Source organism: Anaerofilum hominis, from assembly GCF_014287275.1.
Taxonomy (GTDB): domain Bacteria; phylum Bacillota; class Clostridia; order Oscillospirales; family Ruminococcaceae; genus Pygmaiobacter; species Pygmaiobacter hominis.
On record NZ_JACONZ010000005.1, the window covers coordinates 1 to 16,557 of the forward strand.

The 16,557-nt window shown below is 62.0% G+C and carries 17 protein-coding genes; 10 read left to right on the forward strand and 7 right to left on the reverse strand.

All coding sequences use genetic code 11. The annotated features are described in order from the left end of the window. Window positions 1-420: hypothetical protein (locus H8S23_RS13850; RefSeq protein ID WP_207721171.1), on the forward strand; the 420-nt coding region annotated here is incomplete at its 5' end. Between the two features lie 30 nt (window positions 421-450). Here H8S23_RS13850 and H8S23_RS14020 read toward each other — a convergent pair. Then, window positions 451-1,323, reverse strand: a complete 873-nt coding sequence (locus tag H8S23_RS14020; RefSeq protein ID WP_243166017.1) for a helix-turn-helix domain-containing protein — start codon at window positions 1,321-1,323, stop codon at window positions 451-453. Between the two features lie 232 nt (window positions 1,324-1,555). Here H8S23_RS14020 and H8S23_RS12180 point away from each other — a divergent pair, with 232 nt between their 5' ends. From H8S23_RS12180 to udk, 3 genes are all read left to right on the forward strand, one after another. Next, window positions 1,556-2,335: a type III pantothenate kinase gene (locus H8S23_RS12180; protein ID WP_186888630.1), complete on the forward strand. Its 780-nt coding sequence runs from the start codon at window positions 1,556-1,558 to the stop codon at window positions 2,333-2,335. Between the two features lie 179 nt (window positions 2,336-2,514). Then, window positions 2,515-3,114 (forward strand): ECF transporter S component, encoded by a 600-nt coding sequence (locus H8S23_RS12185; protein WP_186888631.1) that lies wholly within the window; start codon window positions 2,515-2,517, stop codon window positions 3,112-3,114. 185 nt (window positions 3,115-3,299) lie between these two features. Beyond that, on the forward strand, window positions 3,300-3,923 hold the full coding sequence (gene udk / locus H8S23_RS12190) for a uridine kinase (protein WP_186888632.1): 624 nt from the start codon (window positions 3,300-3,302) through the stop codon (window positions 3,921-3,923). Window positions 3,924-4,315: 392 nt separating this feature from the next. Here udk and pgmB read toward each other — a convergent pair whose 3' ends face one another. Beyond that, window positions 4,316-4,993, reverse strand: a complete 678-nt coding sequence (gene pgmB / locus H8S23_RS12195) for a beta-phosphoglucomutase (RefSeq protein WP_186888633.1) — start codon at window positions 4,991-4,993, stop codon at window positions 4,316-4,318. Between the two features lie 394 nt (window positions 4,994-5,387). Between pgmB and H8S23_RS12200 the strand changes: the two genes are divergently transcribed. The 6 genes from H8S23_RS12200 to H8S23_RS12225 all read left to right on the forward strand — a co-directional run bounded on the left by H8S23_RS12200 (window position 5,388) and on the right by H8S23_RS12225 (window position 12,538). Next, complete coding sequence (locus tag H8S23_RS12200; RefSeq protein ID WP_186888634.1) at window positions 5,388-6,419, forward strand: sugar ABC transporter substrate-binding protein; 1,032 nt, start codon at window positions 5,388-5,390, stop codon at window positions 6,417-6,419. A 124-nt stretch (window positions 6,420-6,543) separates the two neighbouring features. Further along, window positions 6,544-8,064 carry a sugar ABC transporter ATP-binding protein gene (locus H8S23_RS12205; protein ID WP_186888635.1) on the forward strand — a complete coding sequence of 507 codons (1,521 nt, stop codon included), beginning with the start codon at window positions 6,544-6,546 and terminating at the stop codon, window positions 8,062-8,064. Then, window positions 8,061-9,050 carry an ABC transporter permease gene (locus tag H8S23_RS12210; protein ID WP_186888636.1) on the forward strand — a complete coding sequence of 330 codons (990 nt, stop codon included), beginning with the start codon at window positions 8,061-8,063 and terminating at the stop codon, window positions 9,048-9,050. The genes H8S23_RS12205 and H8S23_RS12210 overlap by 4 nt, the downstream gene beginning before the upstream one ends. Window positions 9,051-9,099: 49 nt before the next feature. Further along, window positions 9,100-10,797, forward strand: a complete 1,698-nt coding sequence (locus H8S23_RS12215; protein WP_186888637.1) for a glycoside hydrolase family 3 protein — start codon at window positions 9,100-9,102, stop codon at window positions 10,795-10,797. A gap of 158 nt (window positions 10,798-10,955) precedes the next feature. Beyond that, window positions 10,956-11,252, forward strand: a complete 297-nt coding sequence (locus tag H8S23_RS12220) for a hypothetical protein (RefSeq protein WP_186888638.1) — start codon at window positions 10,956-10,958, stop codon at window positions 11,250-11,252. Between the two features lie 113 nt (window positions 11,253-11,365). Further along, window positions 11,366-12,538 carry an ROK family transcriptional regulator gene (locus H8S23_RS12225; protein ID WP_186888639.1) on the forward strand — a complete coding sequence of 391 codons (1,173 nt, stop codon included), beginning with the start codon at window positions 11,366-11,368 and terminating at the stop codon, window positions 12,536-12,538. A gap of 107 nt (window positions 12,539-12,645) precedes the next feature. On the opposite strand, the gene H8S23_RS12230 is transcribed toward H8S23_RS12225, so the two are convergent. From H8S23_RS12230 to hisH, 5 genes are read right to left on the reverse strand one after another with little or no spacing between them, the layout of a single operon-like run. Continuing rightward, complete coding sequence (locus H8S23_RS12230) at window positions 12,646-13,464, reverse strand: histidinol-phosphatase HisJ family protein (protein WP_186888640.1); 819 nt, start codon at window positions 13,462-13,464, stop codon at window positions 12,646-12,648. A gap of 37 nt (window positions 13,465-13,501) precedes the next feature. After that, window positions 13,502-14,152, reverse strand: coding sequence for a bifunctional phosphoribosyl-AMP cyclohydrolase/phosphoribosyl-ATP diphosphatase HisIE (gene hisIE / locus H8S23_RS12235; protein ID WP_341479924.1), 651 nt, complete (start codon window positions 14,150-14,152; stop codon window positions 13,502-13,504). Between the two features lie 39 nt (window positions 14,153-14,191). Next, window positions 14,192-14,950, reverse strand: coding sequence for an imidazole glycerol phosphate synthase subunit HisF (hisF, locus tag H8S23_RS12240; protein ID WP_186888642.1), 759 nt, complete (start codon window positions 14,948-14,950; stop codon window positions 14,192-14,194). Beyond that, window positions 14,947-15,684, reverse strand: a complete 738-nt coding sequence (gene hisA / locus H8S23_RS12245) for a 1-(5-phosphoribosyl)-5-[(5-phosphoribosylamino)methylideneamino]imidazole-4-carboxamide isomerase (RefSeq protein WP_186888643.1) — start codon at window positions 15,682-15,684, stop codon at window positions 14,947-14,949. The genes hisF and hisA overlap by 4 nt, the downstream gene beginning before the upstream one ends. A 14-nt stretch (window positions 15,685-15,698) precedes the next feature. Next, window positions 15,699-16,310 (reverse strand): imidazole glycerol phosphate synthase subunit HisH, encoded by a 612-nt coding sequence (gene hisH, locus H8S23_RS12250; protein WP_186888644.1) that lies wholly within the window; start codon window positions 16,308-16,310, stop codon window positions 15,699-15,701. Window positions 16,311-16,557 lie beyond the last annotated feature (247 nt).

Here is a 16,557-nt window from a genome sequence, read left to right on the forward strand (position 1 = left end):
CGCTTGCGTCCTTTTGTGAATTACTTTAAAGGAATTTTTTATTTTTACGAGCAGGTTTCTTCCTGCTCTAAGGGTTCCTTCAAGCTTCTTCCTATATTGTTTAATTTTCAAGGTCCTGTACTCCAAAACTTTGGAGGTTTTGCTGTGCTCACTTCCGTGGGACAGCTTATTTATTATAGCGTACTTGGTTTCGCTTGTCAAGCACTTTTTGGAATTTTTTTGAATTCTTTTTTGTGCCCGGCCTGCCGGCCTTTCCGCTATGGTTGCGGCCCCGCTTGGGGCAGCTCGATTATGATACCACACTCCGCCCACGAAAGTCAACACCTTTTTTCAAAAAATCTGCGCGCCCGCCCCGTCTCTTTCGGCGGCCCTCTTTTTTGCCCCGCCGCTTGGTCCGCTCTTTCTCCCTATATAATGTAATATATAGGGACATCGGGCGGCATCCCCGCTTCAGCCCCCGGATCTCCGGTTGGCAAACGCCTGAAAGACGAGCGAGGCCAACAGCAAGATCGAGATCGCGGCACCTGTCACGGTCCCATACGCCACGCCCAAAAGCACAACGGGGGCGGCCGAGCACAAAAGGGCGGCGGCCGTGCAGAGGAACGCCGCATTTTGCAGTTTTGCCGTTCTCAGCCTTTTTGCCAGCAGAAAGATCGAGAGCCCCCCGGCTGAAACGGTCAGCACCGCTGTCAAAAGCGGAAAAAAGTTTGCATAGCCAAACGGCGTCAGGCTAAAGTAGGAAAACGTTTCTCTGACCGTTTCCCCCGGACCAGGCGCAAAGATCAGAACCGCTCCCCAGGGCGTGGCCTCCAGGACAAGCGCCGCCGTCAACGCGGCACAGGCAAGAACACCTGCCAGACGGGTGGAGAGCCGGAAAGGCCTCCCGGGCGCTCTTCCAAAAAAGAGCAAGGCCCCCACAGCCGTGACGGCGATCCCCAGCAGGCAGATCTCCGGCAGCAGCGGGCCTCTGACCGCGAGCACCAGCGGGGACGCCGCTATGCAGGCGCCGATGAGCGCCGTCAGGGCCCCAAACGTTTTTCTGCCCATCCGCCCGGCATAGCCGAGCGCTTCCACGACCGCGCTGTCCGCCTGTTCCCCGGCGTTTTCGGGCTCGATCTTCTCCCCCTTTACAATTTCCGCGACCGACACGTCCAGCGCCTGCGCGAGCGGCTGCAAAACGGAAACATCGGGAAATCCCCTTCCCGTCTCCCACCGTGAGACAGCCTTGTCGGTGACTCCTATTTCCTCCGCCAGTTCCTTTTGCGTCATCTTCTGTTTTTTGCGTGAAGCCGCCAGAAAAGCTCCTGTTTTTTTCAGGTCCATGCCGCCGCCTCCCTGTGTTTTCCTGTCTTAACTATAGCGTCTTGACCGAAAAAAGTCACTCTATGCTTCCTAGAGCCGGCTTTTTGGCGGTCAACTACGGCGCCGGGCGGCCGGCCGCCCGGGGCGCGGGGCGCATTTTGACCGCGGCGGCGCGGGAACAGTTTTTCTTCCCATTTCGCTTGCCTTTTGCCGCTCTTTGCTGTAGGATAAGGGGCGGAAAGGGGGAAGCGCTGTGTTTCTCGCCATCAATATCGGCAACGCCAACATCCTTGCGGCCGCTTATGAGGGCCGGGAGAAGCTTTTTTGCTCCCAGCTGCGCACCGACCCGCTCAAGACCGCGGACGAATACGCCATCGGGCTGAAAAACCTGCTGCAGCTTTACGGCTTTTCCCCCGACCAGCTGGAGGGGGCGATCCTCAGCTGCGTGGCCCCCGCCCTGGCCGGCACCCTGCGCCAGGCGGTGCGCCTGCTGCGGGAGGTGCGGGTCCTCACCGTGGGCCCGGGCCTGAAAACCGGCCTCAACATCCGCATCGACAACCCCGCCGAGCTGGGCGCCGATATCGTGGCCACCGCCGTCGCGGCGCTGGAGCGCTATCCCGTGCCCAGCCTGTTGGTGAACTTTGACACCGCGATCACGGTCATGGGGCTGGACGAGCGGCGCAGCCTGATCGGGGGCTGTATCTCGCCCGGCGTGCGCCTCTCTCTGGAGGCGCTCTACACCCACGCGGCCCAGCTGCCCCAGATCGACCTGACCCGCCGCCCCGGCAGCGTGGCCGGCACCAGCACGGTGGCCAGCATGGAGGCGGGCCTGATCCTGGGCACCGCGTCGATGGTGGACGGGCTGATCGACCGCTTTGCCGCCCTGTTCGGCTGCGCGCCCGCCGTGATCGCCACCGGCGAGCTCTGCCGCTCCATCACCGCGCACTGCGCCCACAGCATCCAGGTGGATGAAGATCTGCTCACCGACGGCCTGGCGCTGATCTATCTGCGCAACGCGCGGGGCCCCGCATAACAGCGGCGGCCGCGCGGCGATGTTCTTCCCGCGCGGCAGGGCCTCTGCAGGCCGGCCGTCTGCCTTTTCCCGATGCATCCGCGCCCCGGGGGAGCGGTCCCCCGCCCGGCGTGTCTGCATAAATTTGATTGCGCTGTATCCGCCGGCAGGGCGGAACGGCAGCAAGGAGGAATTCTTTTATGAAAAACCGCACCAATACCCTGCGCATGACGCAGCTGGCGCTGCTCATCGCCATCGAGGTGGTGATGGCGCTGACCCCGCTGGGCTTCCTGATGATCCCGCCCATCGCAGCCACCCTGATGCACATCCCGGTCATCGTGGGGGGCATTCTGCTGGGGCCGGGCTGCGGAGCGATCCTGGGGGGCGTTTTTGGCCTCACCGCGCTCTGGAAAGCCTCCACTGCGGCCACCAGCCCGGTCGATATGGCTTTCAGCCCTTTTCTCAGCGGCAAGCCGCTGGCCAGCCTGGTGATGTGCCTCGTGCCCCGCATCCTGCTGGGGATCATCGCCGCCCTGCTTTTCAGGGCGTTTCTCAAGCTCTTTAAGGGCAGAGAGGGCCTTTCCATCGGCGCGGCGGCCGTGCTGTCCACCATCTGCCACACCGTGATGGTGCTGGGCTGTCTGGCCCTGTTCTTCCGCGAGTTCGGCATGGGCGTAATGAGCGTGGTCCTCTCGCTGGTCACCGTCTCCAGCGCTGCCGAGATGCTCATCGCCGCAGTGGTCGCCATCGCTCTCTGCGTGCCGCTGCGGGCTTACCTCAAGCGCAGTTCCCGCAGCTGAAGCCCTATTAAAAGGCCCTCTCACAGCGGGGGCCTTTTTCTTTTTCGCCATTTTTCGTCTTTCGCTTTACCCCGCGCCTATTTTATATTATACTGGTTTTTAAATAAACCGCTGCGCCGGGCCCCTGCCGTCAGGAGGGGCCCGCGCGCAGAGCGCTGGTGTGCAGTGAAAGGATGGAACTGGATATGGAGACGATGGTGATCGGCATCGCGGGCGGTACCGGCAGCGGCAAAACGACCCTGACCGACCGGCTGAAGCGGCATTTTGGAGACGACGTGAGCGTGGTTTACCACGACAACTACTATAAAAGTCACGACGATCTGACCTACGAGCAGCGCTGTGATCTGAACTACGACCATCCGGACGCTTTCGACACCGACCTGCTCATCGAACACCTGGCCGCGCTGCGCGCCGGCGAGGAGATCGACTGCCCGGTCTATGACTTTACGGTGCACAACCGTTCGGACAAGACCCTGCGCATCAAACCCTCCCGGGTGCTTCTCATCGAGGGGATCCTGATCTTTCAAAACCGGGCGCTGCGCGACCTGATGGACATCAAGATCTTTGTGGACACCGACGCCGACGTGCGGCTGCTGCGCCGCCTCTCCCGCGATGTAAAAGAGCGCGGGCGCAGCCTGGACTCGGTGGTGACCCAGTACCTCTCCACCGTCAAGCCCATGCACGAACAGTTCGTGGAGCCGTCCAAGCGCGCGGCGGATATCATCGTGCTGGAGGGCGGCCACAACAACGTGGCGCTGGACATGATCATCCAGCGGGTAGAGCGGCATCTCGCGGGCAATGAAAAGTAGGCCCGCAGAACGCGCCGTCCGCCCTTGACGGCTGCCGGGGGACGAGCCGTCAAAGCCGGTCCCTTTGCATCAGTTTTTGCGGACCGGCCGCTGTATCCGCCAACCAAAAACGGTCAAAAGAAGGTGAGGCGCCCACAGGCGCCCCACCTTCTTTGTTTTATTGTCCCTCGCTGGCGCATCTCATCTCCCGCCGTGCGGGCAAAAGCAAAGCCCCTTGCCCGATGCCGGGCAGCGCCCAGCCCGGGCCGGGACCTGCCGCGGCCGTCAAATTTTGTACACCGCCGATCCGTCCGCCTGCAGGCAGGGGGACGACCGGCTGGAAAAGAGACCCCGCCCTTTCTGAAAAGGCTGCCGGCAGAACTTCTTTCCCCCTCCTGCCCGCGCGCCGGACCTTACCGGGTTCCGCCCTTTTCCCTCTTTTCTGCAAGGCGGCGCTCGATCTCACTGAGATCAGCCCCCTGCAGCCCCGGAAGACAGAGGTCCGCTTCCGGCAGGTCTTTTTTGTCGCCGATCCCCACTGCGGGCATGCCGCCTGCATGCGCCGCCTCTATCCCCGCACGCGCATCCTCAAAGACGATGCACTCCCCCGGGGCCAGCCCCAGCGCTTTCGCTCCCTGCAGAAACACCTCCGGGTCGGGTTTTGCGCTGTGGACCGCCGTGCCGTCCACGATCGCGTCAAACAGCTCCAGCAGTTCCAGCCGCTCGAGGATCAGGCGGCTGTTCCTGCTTGCGCTGCCCAGCGCGATCCTGTAGTCCTTTTTCCGCGCCTGCTGCAAAAAATCGCACACACCGGGCAGGATCTCCCGGCGGGTCATCTGCCGGATGCAGGAGAGATAATACTCATTTTTGCGGGCACAGTATTCCGCCCTTTTTCCCGCCTCCATCTTCCTGCCGCCCAGTTCCAGCAGGATCTCAAAGCTGCGCTCCCGGCTGACCCCTTTCAGCCTTTCGTTGTCCTGCAGCGTAAACGGGAGCCCCAGTTCCTGTGCAATTTTGCTCCAGGCCAAATAGTGATATTTTGCCGTGTCCACCAGCACGCCATCCAGATCGAAAAGCAATCCCCGATGCATCGTTTTCTCCCTTCTCTTCAAAGCCCGTCTTCGGCGCTCCTGTCCGCCGTCCCAGGGCGCCTGCTGAAATCGCTCTAAGGATAGCACATGCTCTTTACTTTTTCAACTATTTTTATAAAAGTATATTCGTTTCATTTTCTGCCCTCTGTTTTACATTCGTTAAAATAAACTATTTTTTCCATCGAACTTTTGCAAAAACTTTTATTTTATTGTTTTTTCTGCCAACGTCCGTAAAAGCATTTGAGTTATTTTTCCGAAAATGACAACTCCCCCTTGACTTTCCGACGGGCTTCGCCTATTCTTTATGCAATGTCATTTGCAAAAGTTGTTTGGCGTTTTGCCAGACCCCTTGCAGACAAGAAAACACTTTCACCTGAAATTGGAGGAAAACAGAATGAAAAAGATCCTTTCCCTGCTTCTCTGTGCAGCTCTGGTGTTCTCCCTAGCCGCCTGCGGCGGCTCGGGTTCGTCGTCGGTCAGCTCTTCGGCCGGCGCTGCGGCGGGCGGTTCTTCCGCTTCCCAGGGCGGTGAGGCGCCCCTGATCGGCTACTCTCTCAACTCGATGGACAGCACGATGAAGCAGATGGCCGACTTTTTTGAAGAGACTGCAAAGGCCGCCGGCTGGGAACCGGTTCTGCTGAACGCCAACGGCGACGTCTCCGCCGAACTGTCCAATGTGGAATCCCTGATCAATATGGGCTGCAAGGCCGTTGTGATCATGGGCTGCGACAACGAGGGCAGCGCCCCCGCCGTCAAGGCCTGCGGCGACGCAGGCGTGCCCTGTATCGTTGCCGGCCGCGCCATCAATGCGGACGAGGCCTCTTATTATACCTTTGTATCCGGCGACCATCACCTGGCCGGCGAGGTACAGGCCAAGTTCGTCAACGACTATCTTGCCGCCAACCCCGACACCGTGCTGAACGTGGGCTTCATCTACGGCCAGTCCGGCAGTTCCAGCGTTGCGGCCCGCTATCAGGGCTTTGAGGACGATTGCCTGAGCCTGCCTGAAAATGAGGGCCGGGTAAACCTGGTCGCGGAACAATACGCCGAGTTTGACGCTGAAAAGGCCTACAACATCACCACCGACATGCTGTCGACCCACCCTGAGATCAACTGCTTCGTCACCCAGACTGACGACCAGGCCGGCGGCATCATCAACGCCATCAAAGCCCAGGGCTTACCTGTGGAAGATTTCCTCATCGTGTCCATCGATTGCTCCAGCACCGGCATCGACTATCTCAAGAGCGGTGAGCTGGACGCCACCGTCTTGATGGCGATGCGCCAGCTGGCGGTCACCGCTGCCGACTATGTGCAGAAAGCGCTGGACGGCGAGACGGTGGAAAAGGCCAACCCTATCCCCGAGTACTACCAGCTTGCCACCGCTGAAAACGTCGACGAGCTTTTGAAAGCCAACGGGATGGCCTGAGCCGCAAAGATCCAAGCGATACCGGGGGACAGCGATGTTCCCCGGTACCTTTATCCAGCGGGCATCGCCACAGGGCGCGGCGTGGGCGTCCCCTGTGCGGCTGGCCCGTGAAAGGTGGAAAATGATGAAACTACTGGAAGCAAAGGGAATCAACAAACGGTTCTATTCGACCTGCGCTCTCTCAGATGTGGACTTTGACCTGGAAGAAGGCGAAGTGCTGGCACTGGCGGGGGAAAACGGCGCCGGCAAATCCACGATGATGAACGTGCTGCTGGGCATCCACCGGCCGGACGAGGGCGCCATGACCCTTGCAGGCAGGCCCTATGCCCCCAAAGGGCCTCACGACGCTCTTCAGCAGGGCATCTCGATGATCCATCAGGAGCTGCGCCTGGTGCCCAGCATGACTGTTGCCGACAACGTCTGGATCGGGCGGGTCAAAAACTTTTCCAGCGGAGGGATCTATTTCCCCGAGCGCTGTGTGGAGGCAAGCCGAAAGCTGTTTGAAGAATACGGGATCGAGCTGAATCCCAAAGAGCGGGTCGCCAATCTGAGCGTGGCCCAGATGCAGATGGTAGAGATCGCGCGCGCAGTCTCTTACGATTCCAAGATCGTCATCATGGACGAGCCCACCAGCGCTCTGTCGGATAAAGAGGTGGAGGTGCTCTACAAGATCATTCGCCGCCTCTCTGCGGCGGGCAAATCGATCATCTTCATCTCCCACAAACTGGAAGAGGTTTTTGAGATCGCCGACCGGGTGACGATCTTCCGCGACGGCCGCAAGATCAGCACGCAGCGGGTGGCGGACATCACGATGACCGACCTGATCAACGGTATCGCCGGGCGGGAGGTCAAAGACCTCTATCCCAAGCTGGACGTCCCCCGCGGAGAAAAGGTATTGGAGGTGCGCGGCATCTCCAAGGCGGGGACGTTCAGCGACATCAGCTTTGACGTGCATGCCGGCGAGATCGTGGGATTCTGCGGTCTGGTGGGCGCCGGACGCACCGAGATCATGAACGGCATCTACGGCATCGACCCCATTGACAGCGGAGAGGTCCTGCTAGAGGGCCGGCCCGCTCTCAGCCGTACCCCCCGTCAGGCGCTTGACCACGGCATTGCCATGGTCACCGAGGACCGGCTGCGCCGCGGCGTTATCGTCAAGATGAACGTCAAGCTGAATATGACCCTCGCTTACTTCTATAAGATCTGCAGAGGCACCTTTATCGATCGCCGCCGGGAGACCCGGGACGCCTCCGATATGATCAAGACCCTGCGGGTCAAGACCGCGGGGCCCGAGATGCCCATCTGGTCTCTTTCCGGCGGCAACCAGCAAAAGGTGATGGTGGGCCGCGCCCTGCTGACCCGGCCAAAGGTGCTCATCCTGGACGAGCCCACCCGGGGCGTGGACGTGGGGGCAAAAAGCGAGATCTATCAATACTGCAACCAGCTGGCGAAAGAGGGGATGGCCATTATTCTCATCTCCAGCGACCTGCCGGAGGTCATGGGCATGAGCGACCGCCTGCTGGTGGTGCGCGAGGGCCGCATCGTGGGGCGCCACAGCCGCGGTGAGGCCACGGCAGAACAGTTGATGGCCGAGATGTTCGGCCTCTCATCTACTACGCAGAATACGGAGGGCTCATCCAAATGAATACCGCGACAAAGAAAAAGTTTTCCAAAGACGACATCCTGGTCTTTTTTCTCAAAAACCGTTCGCTGCTGCTGGTGCTCATCTTCAGCATCCTCCTTTCACTCAGCACCAGTACCTTTCTCACCGGCAACAACCTGATGAGCCTGGCGCGCCAGATCAGCGCCAACTGCATCATCGGTGTGGGCTACACACTGCTGCTGGCGTCCGACAGCGTAGACCTCTCAGCCGGCTATATGATGTGCATGATCGGCATTATTTCCGGCCTGCTGTCGCAGATCGAGGGGATGCCGTTCCTCGCCATCCTGCTCATCTGCATCGTGGTGGGCGCGGCCTGCGGTTCCTGGAACGCCTTTATCGCCAATAAATTCAAGCTGCCGCCTTTTCTGGTAACTCTTGCCATGCAGCAGATCTTCAAGGGCACCCTGATGCTGCTGAGCAACGGCTCCCCCATCGGCAACCTGAACCCCGGCATCATCTTTATGGGCCAGGGCTATATCGGCCCCATCCCCTTTCCGGTCATTTTGATGGTCTGCTTTATCGCGGTGGGCGCTGTGATCTTCAGCCGCACCCAGTTTGGCCGCGACGTCATCGCCATCGGCGGGAACCCGGAGGCGGCCCGTGTCTCCGGCATCGGCGTGGCCAAGACCCGCATCCTCGTCTCGGCTCTGCTGGGCGTCACCATCGCCGTCACGGCACTGGTCTCCTGCGGCCGGGTGGCATCCGCGCAGACCACGCTCGGCGGCGACACGGTCATGGACATCATCGCCGCCGTGGTCATCGGCGGCACCCCCATGGGCGGCGGCAGCGGCACCGTTGTGGGCACCCTGTTCGGCTGCCTTGTCATCGGCCTGATCAGCAATGGCCTCAATCTGCTGCGGGTCTCCAGCTTCTGGCAGATGGTCTCCAAAGGCGTCATCATCCTGGTGGCCGTCATTCTGGACGTCTACAGTGAAAAGATCTACGAGCGGATGCGCAATAAGGACTGAGCCGGTCCACCGGCGCAAAACAACCCCAAACGGAAAGGTGTGAACCGGCATGGTGGATTTAAAAGCCAAGCCCTTTTATCTGGATGACGAGGCCTGCGCCTGGGTGCGCGGGACCCTCGCCGGCATGACTGATCTGGAAAAGATCGGACAATTGTTCTGCGAGATTTTGTGGGACCGCCCGGACAGCGACCCGGAGGACCTGTTTGCCAACATCACTCCCGGCGGCGTGATGTACCGGCCTTTCAGCGGCGCGCGGATGAATGAGGTCTCGCGCCTGCTGCAGTCAAAGGCAAAGATCCCCCTGCTCATCGCCTGCAACCTGGAGCGGGGCGGCAGCGGGGGAAACGGCGGCCTGACCGACGGCACCTATGTGGCCAGCCCCATGGGGGCGGCAGCCACCGGAGATCCGCAGCAGGAGTACCGCCTCGGCCTGGTGGCCGCCCGCGAGGGGGCGGCGGCGGGCATCAACTGGACCTTTGAGCCCATTGTGGACCTGGACCGCAACCCGGAAAACCCCATTACCAACGTGCGCACTTTCGGCAGCGACCCCGACCGGGTGATCGCCATGGCCGAAGCCTATATGGACGCCTGCCGGGAAAACGGCGTGGCCACCACCATCAAGCATTTCCCGGGCGATGGCGTGGACTACCGGGATCAGCACCTGATGGCCAGCGTCAACAGCCTGTCGGCGGAAGATTGGTACGCCAGCTACGGCAGGGTCTATCAGACCCTCATCGACTACGGGGCCCCCACCCTGATGTCCGCACACATCCTGCAGCCCGCGCTGACGCGGGAGGTGGATCCGGACATCGCAGACGGCGATATCCTGCCCGGCTCCCTCTCGCGGGAGCTCAATCAGGGCATCCTGCGGGAAAAGTTCGGCTTTAACGGGCTGATCGTCACCGACGCCACCCAGATGGTGGGCTTCACCTGTTCCATGCCCCGCAGCCGGGCCGTGCCCACCGCGATCGAACACGGTGCGGACATGTTCCTGTTCACCGTCAACCAAAAAGAAGATGTGGAGTATATGAAGCAGGGGCTGCGGGAGGGCATCCTTTCCCGCGCCCGCCTCGACGAGGCGGTCACCCGCATCCTGGCCCTCAAGGCCTCTCTGGGCCTGCACTGCAAACAGCCCCTGGTGCCGCCGCTCTCCGCGCTGGAGGTCCTGGGCTGCGAGGAGCACCGGGCCTGGGCGGCGGAACTGGCAGACAAATGTGTTACGCTGGTAAAAGATCGGGAAAAACTGCTGCCCCTGTCCCCCGCCAAAACGCCCAAAGTCAAGCTGATCGCGGTCACCAACGAAAAGGTCTCCCCCGGAGAACAGCTGCCGGAGGTAGAGCTGTTCCGGCAGCTGCTGGAGCGCGAAGGGTTCCAGGTGGACTATTTTAAGGACAGCGCCTACCCCGGCGCCGCGCTCTCTCTGGCGGACTATCGCCGGGAGACCGACCTGCTGATCTATTATGCCAACATGAAGGTGAGCAGCAACCAGACCACGATCCGCATCACCTGGGACGATTTTCTGGGAGAGGATTCGCCGAAATATGTCTGCGATATCCCGACGCTTTTCCTCTCGTTCTCCAATCCCTATCATCTGACCGACGTGCCCATGGTGCGCACTTATATCAACGCCTATACCTCCAACGAGGTCACGGTACGCGCAGTGGTGGAAAAACTGATGGGGCGGTCCGCTTTCCAGGGCCAAAGCCCGGTGGACCCGTTCTGCGGTCTTTGGGATGCGGCGCGGTAAGGCCGGTTTTCAGGGCCTTTTCCCGGTCCTGTTCCCGCCGCAGGCGGTCCCGGCCTGCGCCGCCGGAAAGCGCGCGTCCGGCGTCCGGGCGTCCCTTTCCGGGCTCTTTCGGGGACTGCGCCGCCGCGCGCCCCAATCTGGTTTTTGGAGGAATCGCCATGTCTGTTTTTGAGGTCTTGATGATCGTCTGTTTTGGCTTTGCCTGGCCCGTCAACGTGTACAACAGCCTGCGCACGCATTCGACAAAAGGCAAAAATCTGCTTTTTCTTTTTATGATCGTTCTGGCATATGTTTTCGGGATCCTGCACAAGCTGACCTTTTCCCGTGACCCTGCACTCTGGTTTTATCTGTTCAACGCCGCCATGGTGCTTGCAGACGTGGCGCTCTATTTCCACAACCGCAGACGGGAGATCCGTGCAGGCAAAGCCCACAGCTATGTCCAGGTCCTCTCCTGAATGCGCGGCCCGCACGGTTGCAAACAGCGGGGCGGTTTGTTACAATAAAACAAATTACATTTTTAACCAGTTTTCTAAAAATCATTTTATTTTTTGTGAAAGAAGGGTGGGTCATGTCTGTGCGCCGGGAGCTGGTCTCCAGCAAAAAGGTCAGTAATATTTCGGTGCGCCTGATCAATGAGCAGCGCATCCTGCAGCAGCTCTATTGGCATGGAGGGCAGACACAGCTGACGCTGCGCAACGAGCTGCGTTTGAGCTCGCCCACCATCACCCAGGCCCTGCAGGCATTTAAAGAGACCGGGCTGGTCCTGGAAGGGCCTGAAGTTGCCTCTTCCGGCGGCCGAAAGCCCCGTCTGATCACGTTTAACTACGACGCTTTTCACTCGGTGGGGGTCGAGATCCGCAGACACCACATCGCCGTCGTGGTCACCGACCTGCGGGGCCAAGTGGTCTGCGAGCGCACCGAATCGCTTCCATTCGAAAACGTCCCCGCCTACTGGAGGTCGATCAACCGCAGTATCCACCAGCTGGTGGACGCCGCTGGGGTGCGGCGGGTGCTGGGGGTGGGACTGGCCTTTCCGGGCGAGCTCACCCTGGACGGCAGCGCCATTGAACGCGCCGTGGTCTTAGGCCTGCGCAACGAGCCGCTGGACAACATCCGGCAGCATTTCGACTTTGACGTCACCATCGAAAACGCCGCCAATACGGCGGGCTTTGGCGCGGTATGGCGCGCCCATGGCCTGGAGGACGCCGTCTATCTCATTGTCACAGACAACGGCATCGCCGGCTCTCTGATCGTGGGCAGCCAGATCTTTCAGGGCACCAACGCGCGGCGCAAGGTAGGCGCGTTTGGCCACATGGTGCTGGTGCCGGACGGCAAGCCCTGTTTTTGCGGGGGCCGCGGCTGCTGGTCCGCCTACTGCGCGCTGTCCAACCTTTTTGCGCGCTCCGACGGGGATCTCGATCAATTTTTCCGGCGGGTGCGGGAGGGGGATCCGCTCTATCAGCAGCAGTGGGATTCTTATCTGACCTATTTCGCCCAAGCGGTGGGCAATATCCGTCTGGCGCTGGATATGGATATCATCATCGGGGGCAAGATCGCCCGTTATCTCAAGGAATATCTGCCTCTGCTGGAGGAAAAGGTCGTCTCCCACCCCTCCCTGCAGGGGGACAGCAATTTTTTAAAGGTGGACGACATCGAGGGAAATTCTCTTGCCATCGGCGCAGCGCTGATCTTTGTGGATCGCCTGCTCTCAGGCAAACTTCCGCGCTTTCCGCTCCCCTGAGTCCGGCGCCGGGAGGCGGAGAAACGCAAAAGAACAAAAGAGAAGAGGGGCTGGACGCTTTGAAGCGGCGTCTTTCCCCTCTTCTCTTTTATTTTTATGCGCCTGTGTCACAGCCCGCGCTCTGTCCAGCCCCCCGCCGTCAGCTCCAGCACGCTGTGAAAGCCGGTCTGCCGCAGCAGGTCCAGCGTCTCGTCAAAATAAAAGGTCAGGCCGTCTGCGGCGTGGGCGTCCGCCGTGACGGTCACCCGGCCGCCGGAGGCCAGGATCTGCCGCAACAGAAAATCCGCCGGGTAGGGGGCCCGCCGCCAGCCGCGGCTGATGGCGCCGGTATTCACCTCCAGCACCAGGCCGGCGTCCAGCAGCCGGGCCAGCGCCGCCGAGGCCAGGGCGCGGTAGTCCGCGGCCTGCTCGTCAAAAAAACGGTTTTGGGCATTGAACTTGCAGATCAGGTCAAAGTGGCCCACCACGGTGGGGCGCAGCGCCAGGACATAGGCGCAGAGCTGATCGTAATAGGCCTGCACCAGGGCCAGCGCGTCGCCGCCAAAGCCGTCCTCCACGGCCCGGGCAAACAGTTCCGGGGTGTTGTCCACCGTCCACCAGCGGCCGCTGCCGTCCCGCACCGCATGGGCGGAGCCGATCAGGTAATCAAAGCCGCTTTGCCCCGCCTGCGGGGCCTCGGCGTCCACCTCCAGCCCGCAGAGGATCTCTAGCCGGCCCGCCCAGGCTTTTTTCAGCCTTTCGATCTCGGCGCGGTAGGCGGGCAGGCGGTCCGGGGAGATGCCGAACCCCTCCCGGGGCACCAGGCTGTGGCCGGAAAATCCCAGCACCTCCAGCCCCTGCCGGGCGGCAGCCGCCGCCATCGCCGCCGGGGTGTCCCGGCCGTCGCAAAAGGTGGTGTGGTTGTGTATGCCCGCTTTCAGCCGCATCCCGCCGGCCTCCCCTCTTTTCTGCGGCGCGCCGCGGCTACCGCATGCGCTCCTGCTTCACCTTGTGGTCGACGACATGCCGTTTTTCCAGCTCCGCGGTCACATCCCTCAGCGCGATCCCGCTCTCGACCATCAGTACCAGTAAATGATACACCAGATCGGCGATCTCGTAAACCGTCTCCCCGCGGTCGCCCTTTGCCCCGGCGATGATCACCTCGGTGCACTCCTCCCCCACCTTTTTGAGGATCTTATCCATCCCTTTTTCGAACAGATAGGTGGTGTAACTGCCCTCTTTCGGGTCTGTCTTGCGGCCCCGGATCAGCTGATACAGCCCCTCATAGCAAAAGGGCTTCAGCTCGTCGCTGACAAAGACCGGTTCAAAGAAACAGCTCTCGGCCCCCGTGTGACAGGCCGGACCCGCCTTGACCACTTCTATCACCAGCGCATCGCGGTCGCAGTCCGCGGTGATGGAGACGATGCGCTGCACATTGCCGCTGGTCTCCCCCTTGCGCCACAAGCACCTGCGGCTGCGGCTGTAAAAACAGGTGCGCCCCTCGGCGGCGCTGATGGCCAGGCTCTCCGCGTTCATATAAGCCAGGGTCAGCACCTCTTTGGTGTAGTGATCCTGGACGATGGCCGGGATCAGGCCCTGCTCGTCAAAGTTCAGTTCAACAGACATTTTTTCCACTCCCTCTGCGGTATTGCGGCGCGCGCTTTCCGGCGCGCCTCACAGCCGGACCTCCACACCACTGGCGCGCAGAAAGCGCTTGAGCGCCCCGATCTCCACCTCTCTGCGGTGGAAAATGCTGGCCGCCAGGCCTGCGTCCACCCCGGGATGGCCCAAAAACAGGTCGGCAAAATCCTGCATGCAGCCCGCGCCCCCCGACGCGACGATCGGCACGTCCACCCGCGCGGCCAGCGCGTCCAGCAGCTCCAGATCAAAGCCGCCCTGCACCCCGTCGGTATCGATGCTGTTGGCCACGATCTCCCCCGCGCCGCTGCGCACGCCGCGGACAGCCCATTCCAGCGCGTCGATGCCGGTATTTTCTCTGCCGCCGCGTGCGAACAGCATAAACCTGCCGTCCACCCGCTTTATGTCCATGCTCAGCACCACGCACTGGTCGCCGTAGCGCTGGGCCGCGCGCCCGATCAGCGACGGGTCGGCGATGGCGCCGCTGTTGACGCTCACCTTGTCCGCCCCGCACTTGAGCACCCGGTCAAAATCCTCCAGCGAGCGGATGCCCCCGCCCACCGTGAGGGGGATAAAGATCTCCCCCGCCACCCGGCGCAGCACATCGGTAAAGATGCCGCGCCCCTCGGCGCTGGCCGTGATATCGTAAAAGACCAGCTCGTCCGCGCCCGCCCGATCGTAAAAGCGGGCCATCTCCACGGGGTCCGCCACGTCCCGGACGCCCTCAAAATTGACCCCTTTGACCACCCGGCCGTCCCGCACGTCCAGACATGGGATGATGCGCTTTGTGATCATGCCTTACCCCTCCCTGATGGATTCTGGACCAGTTTCACCGCCTCGTCCAGCCGCAGCCGCCCGGTGTAGAGCGCTTTGCCCAAAATCGCTCCCGCCACCCCCATGGCCGCAAGTTCCTTTAACTCTTCCAGCGCCGTGATGCCGCCGCTTGCCACTACCGCCAGCCCCTCCAGGCCGGCCAGCCGCCGGTAAGCGGGCAGGTTCGTGCCCGCCAGACCGCCGTCCCGGGCGATATCGGTGTAGATGACGGTGCGCACCCCCAGCTCCCGCAGGTGGGCGCAGAAATCAAAGCTGTCCAGCCCGGTGGTCTGCAGCCATCCGTGGGTGGCCACTTTGCCCTCCCGCGCATCCACCCCCACGGCGATGCGCGGACCGTACCGCGCCACCATCCGCTGCAGAAAATCGGGGTCCGCCACTGCGGCGGTGCCCAGGATCACCCGGTCCACGCCGGCCTCCAGATAGCGCGCGACCCGCCGCTCGGTGCGGATGCCGCCACCCACCTCCACAAACAGCCCGCCCTGGGCCGCGATCTCTTTTACCGTGTCAAAATTGACCGGGGCGCCCTCCTTTGCCCCGTCCAGGTCCACCAGATGCAGGTTGCGCGCGCCCTGCCGCCGAAAGCGCTCGGCCACCTGCGCGGGCTGGTCGCTGTACACCGTCATGCGGCTGTAGTCCCCCTGCACCAGGCGCACCGCTCTGCCCTGCCGCAGGTCGATCGCCGGGAAAAGTTCCATCCTCATCCGCCCCCTTACAGTTCGCTGAATGCCCGCAGCAGCCGCAGCCCTGCGTCCCCGCTTTTTTCCGGGTGGAACTGGACCCCCACCACGCTGCCCGCCCGCACCGCGCCGGTGACCGGCAGGCCATACTCGCTCACCGCCAGGGTGTTGGCCTCGCAGCGGGCGGCATAATAGCTGTGGACGTAATAGACGTAATCCTCATCGCCGGAATAGCGGAACAGCGGGTCTTCTTTTTTCAGGATCTGCAGCCGGTTCCAGCCGATGTGGGGCACTTTCAGCCCTGCGGGCAGCGCCTCCGCCAGCGGGACCACTTCGCCCGGCACCAGCCCCAGGCCCGGGTGTTCGCCGTACTCGTAGCTTTTTTCAAACAGCAGCTGCATGCCCAGACAGATGCCCAGCAGCGGCTTGCCCGCAGACGCCTGCCGGCGGATGGTGTCCACCAGGCCGGTGTCCCGCAGCTTTGCCGCCGCGTCCGCAAACGCGCCCACGCCCGGCAGGATGATGCGGTCGGCGTCGATCAGGTCCTGCGCCGCGCGGGTGACCTTTGTCTCCAGCCCCAGGCTGCGCAGGCTGGAACAGAGGCTGAACAGGTTGCCCACTCCATAATCGATGATGGCGATCATATGTGTCCTCCTCGCTCCGCCCTCTGGTCCCCCGACCGCAGGGCGGCGTACCATACGTCTTTTTTGCTGCGCACCGGCAGAGACTGCCGCAGGCCGTTTTTTTGCCCCGGCCCGGGGCCGCTCTCCGCGGGCGGGCGCAGTTTTGGGGCCCTGCCCGCGCCTGCGCGGGGCCGCTCCGCTGCGGCGCGGGCCTCATCAGCCCTTTTGGGCCGCCCGCGCTTTTTCCCCGGCTGCCGCGCATCGCGCG

What these genes read in the sequence shown, in the direction of transcription:
- H8S23_RS12200 (WP_186888634.1), top strand. Translation starts at nt 5,388, where the DNA reads ATGAAAAAGATCCTTTCCCTGCTTCTCTGTGCAGCTCTGGTGTTCTCC.
- hisA (WP_186888643.1), bottom strand. Translation starts at nt 15,684, where the DNA reads ATGGAACTTTTCCCGGCGATCGACCTGCGGCAGGGCAGAGCGGTGCGC.
- H8S23_RS12225 (WP_186888639.1), top strand. Translation starts at nt 11,366, where the DNA reads ATGTCTGTGCGCCGGGAGCTGGTCTCCAGCAAAAAGGTCAGTAATATT.
- H8S23_RS12230 (WP_186888640.1), bottom strand. Translation starts at nt 13,464, where the DNA reads ATGCGGCTGAAAGCGGGCATACACAACCACACCACCTTTTGCGACGGC.
- H8S23_RS14020 (WP_243166017.1), bottom strand. Translation starts at nt 1,323, where the DNA reads ATGGACCTGAAAAAAACAGGAGCTTTTCTGGCGGCTTCACGCAAAAAA.
- pgmB (WP_186888633.1), bottom strand. Translation starts at nt 4,993, where the DNA reads ATGCATCGGGGATTGCTTTTCGATCTGGATGGCGTGCTGGTGGACACG.
- hisF (WP_186888642.1), bottom strand. Translation starts at nt 14,950, where the DNA reads ATGATCACAAAGCGCATCATCCCATGTCTGGACGTGCGGGACGGCCGG.
- udk (WP_186888632.1), top strand. Translation starts at nt 3,300, where the DNA reads ATGGAGACGATGGTGATCGGCATCGCGGGCGGTACCGGCAGCGGCAAA.
- H8S23_RS12185 (WP_186888631.1), top strand. Translation starts at nt 2,515, where the DNA reads ATGAAAAACCGCACCAATACCCTGCGCATGACGCAGCTGGCGCTGCTC.
- H8S23_RS12210 (WP_186888636.1), top strand. Translation starts at nt 8,061, where the DNA reads ATGAATACCGCGACAAAGAAAAAGTTTTCCAAAGACGACATCCTGGTC.
- H8S23_RS12215 (WP_186888637.1), top strand. Translation starts at nt 9,100, where the DNA reads ATGGTGGATTTAAAAGCCAAGCCCTTTTATCTGGATGACGAGGCCTGC.
- H8S23_RS12220 (WP_186888638.1), top strand. Translation starts at nt 10,956, where the DNA reads ATGTCTGTTTTTGAGGTCTTGATGATCGTCTGTTTTGGCTTTGCCTGG.
- hisH (WP_186888644.1), bottom strand. Translation starts at nt 16,310, where the DNA reads ATGATCGCCATCATCGATTATGGAGTGGGCAACCTGTTCAGCCTCTGT.
- H8S23_RS12205 (WP_186888635.1), top strand. Translation starts at nt 6,544, where the DNA reads ATGAAACTACTGGAAGCAAAGGGAATCAACAAACGGTTCTATTCGACC.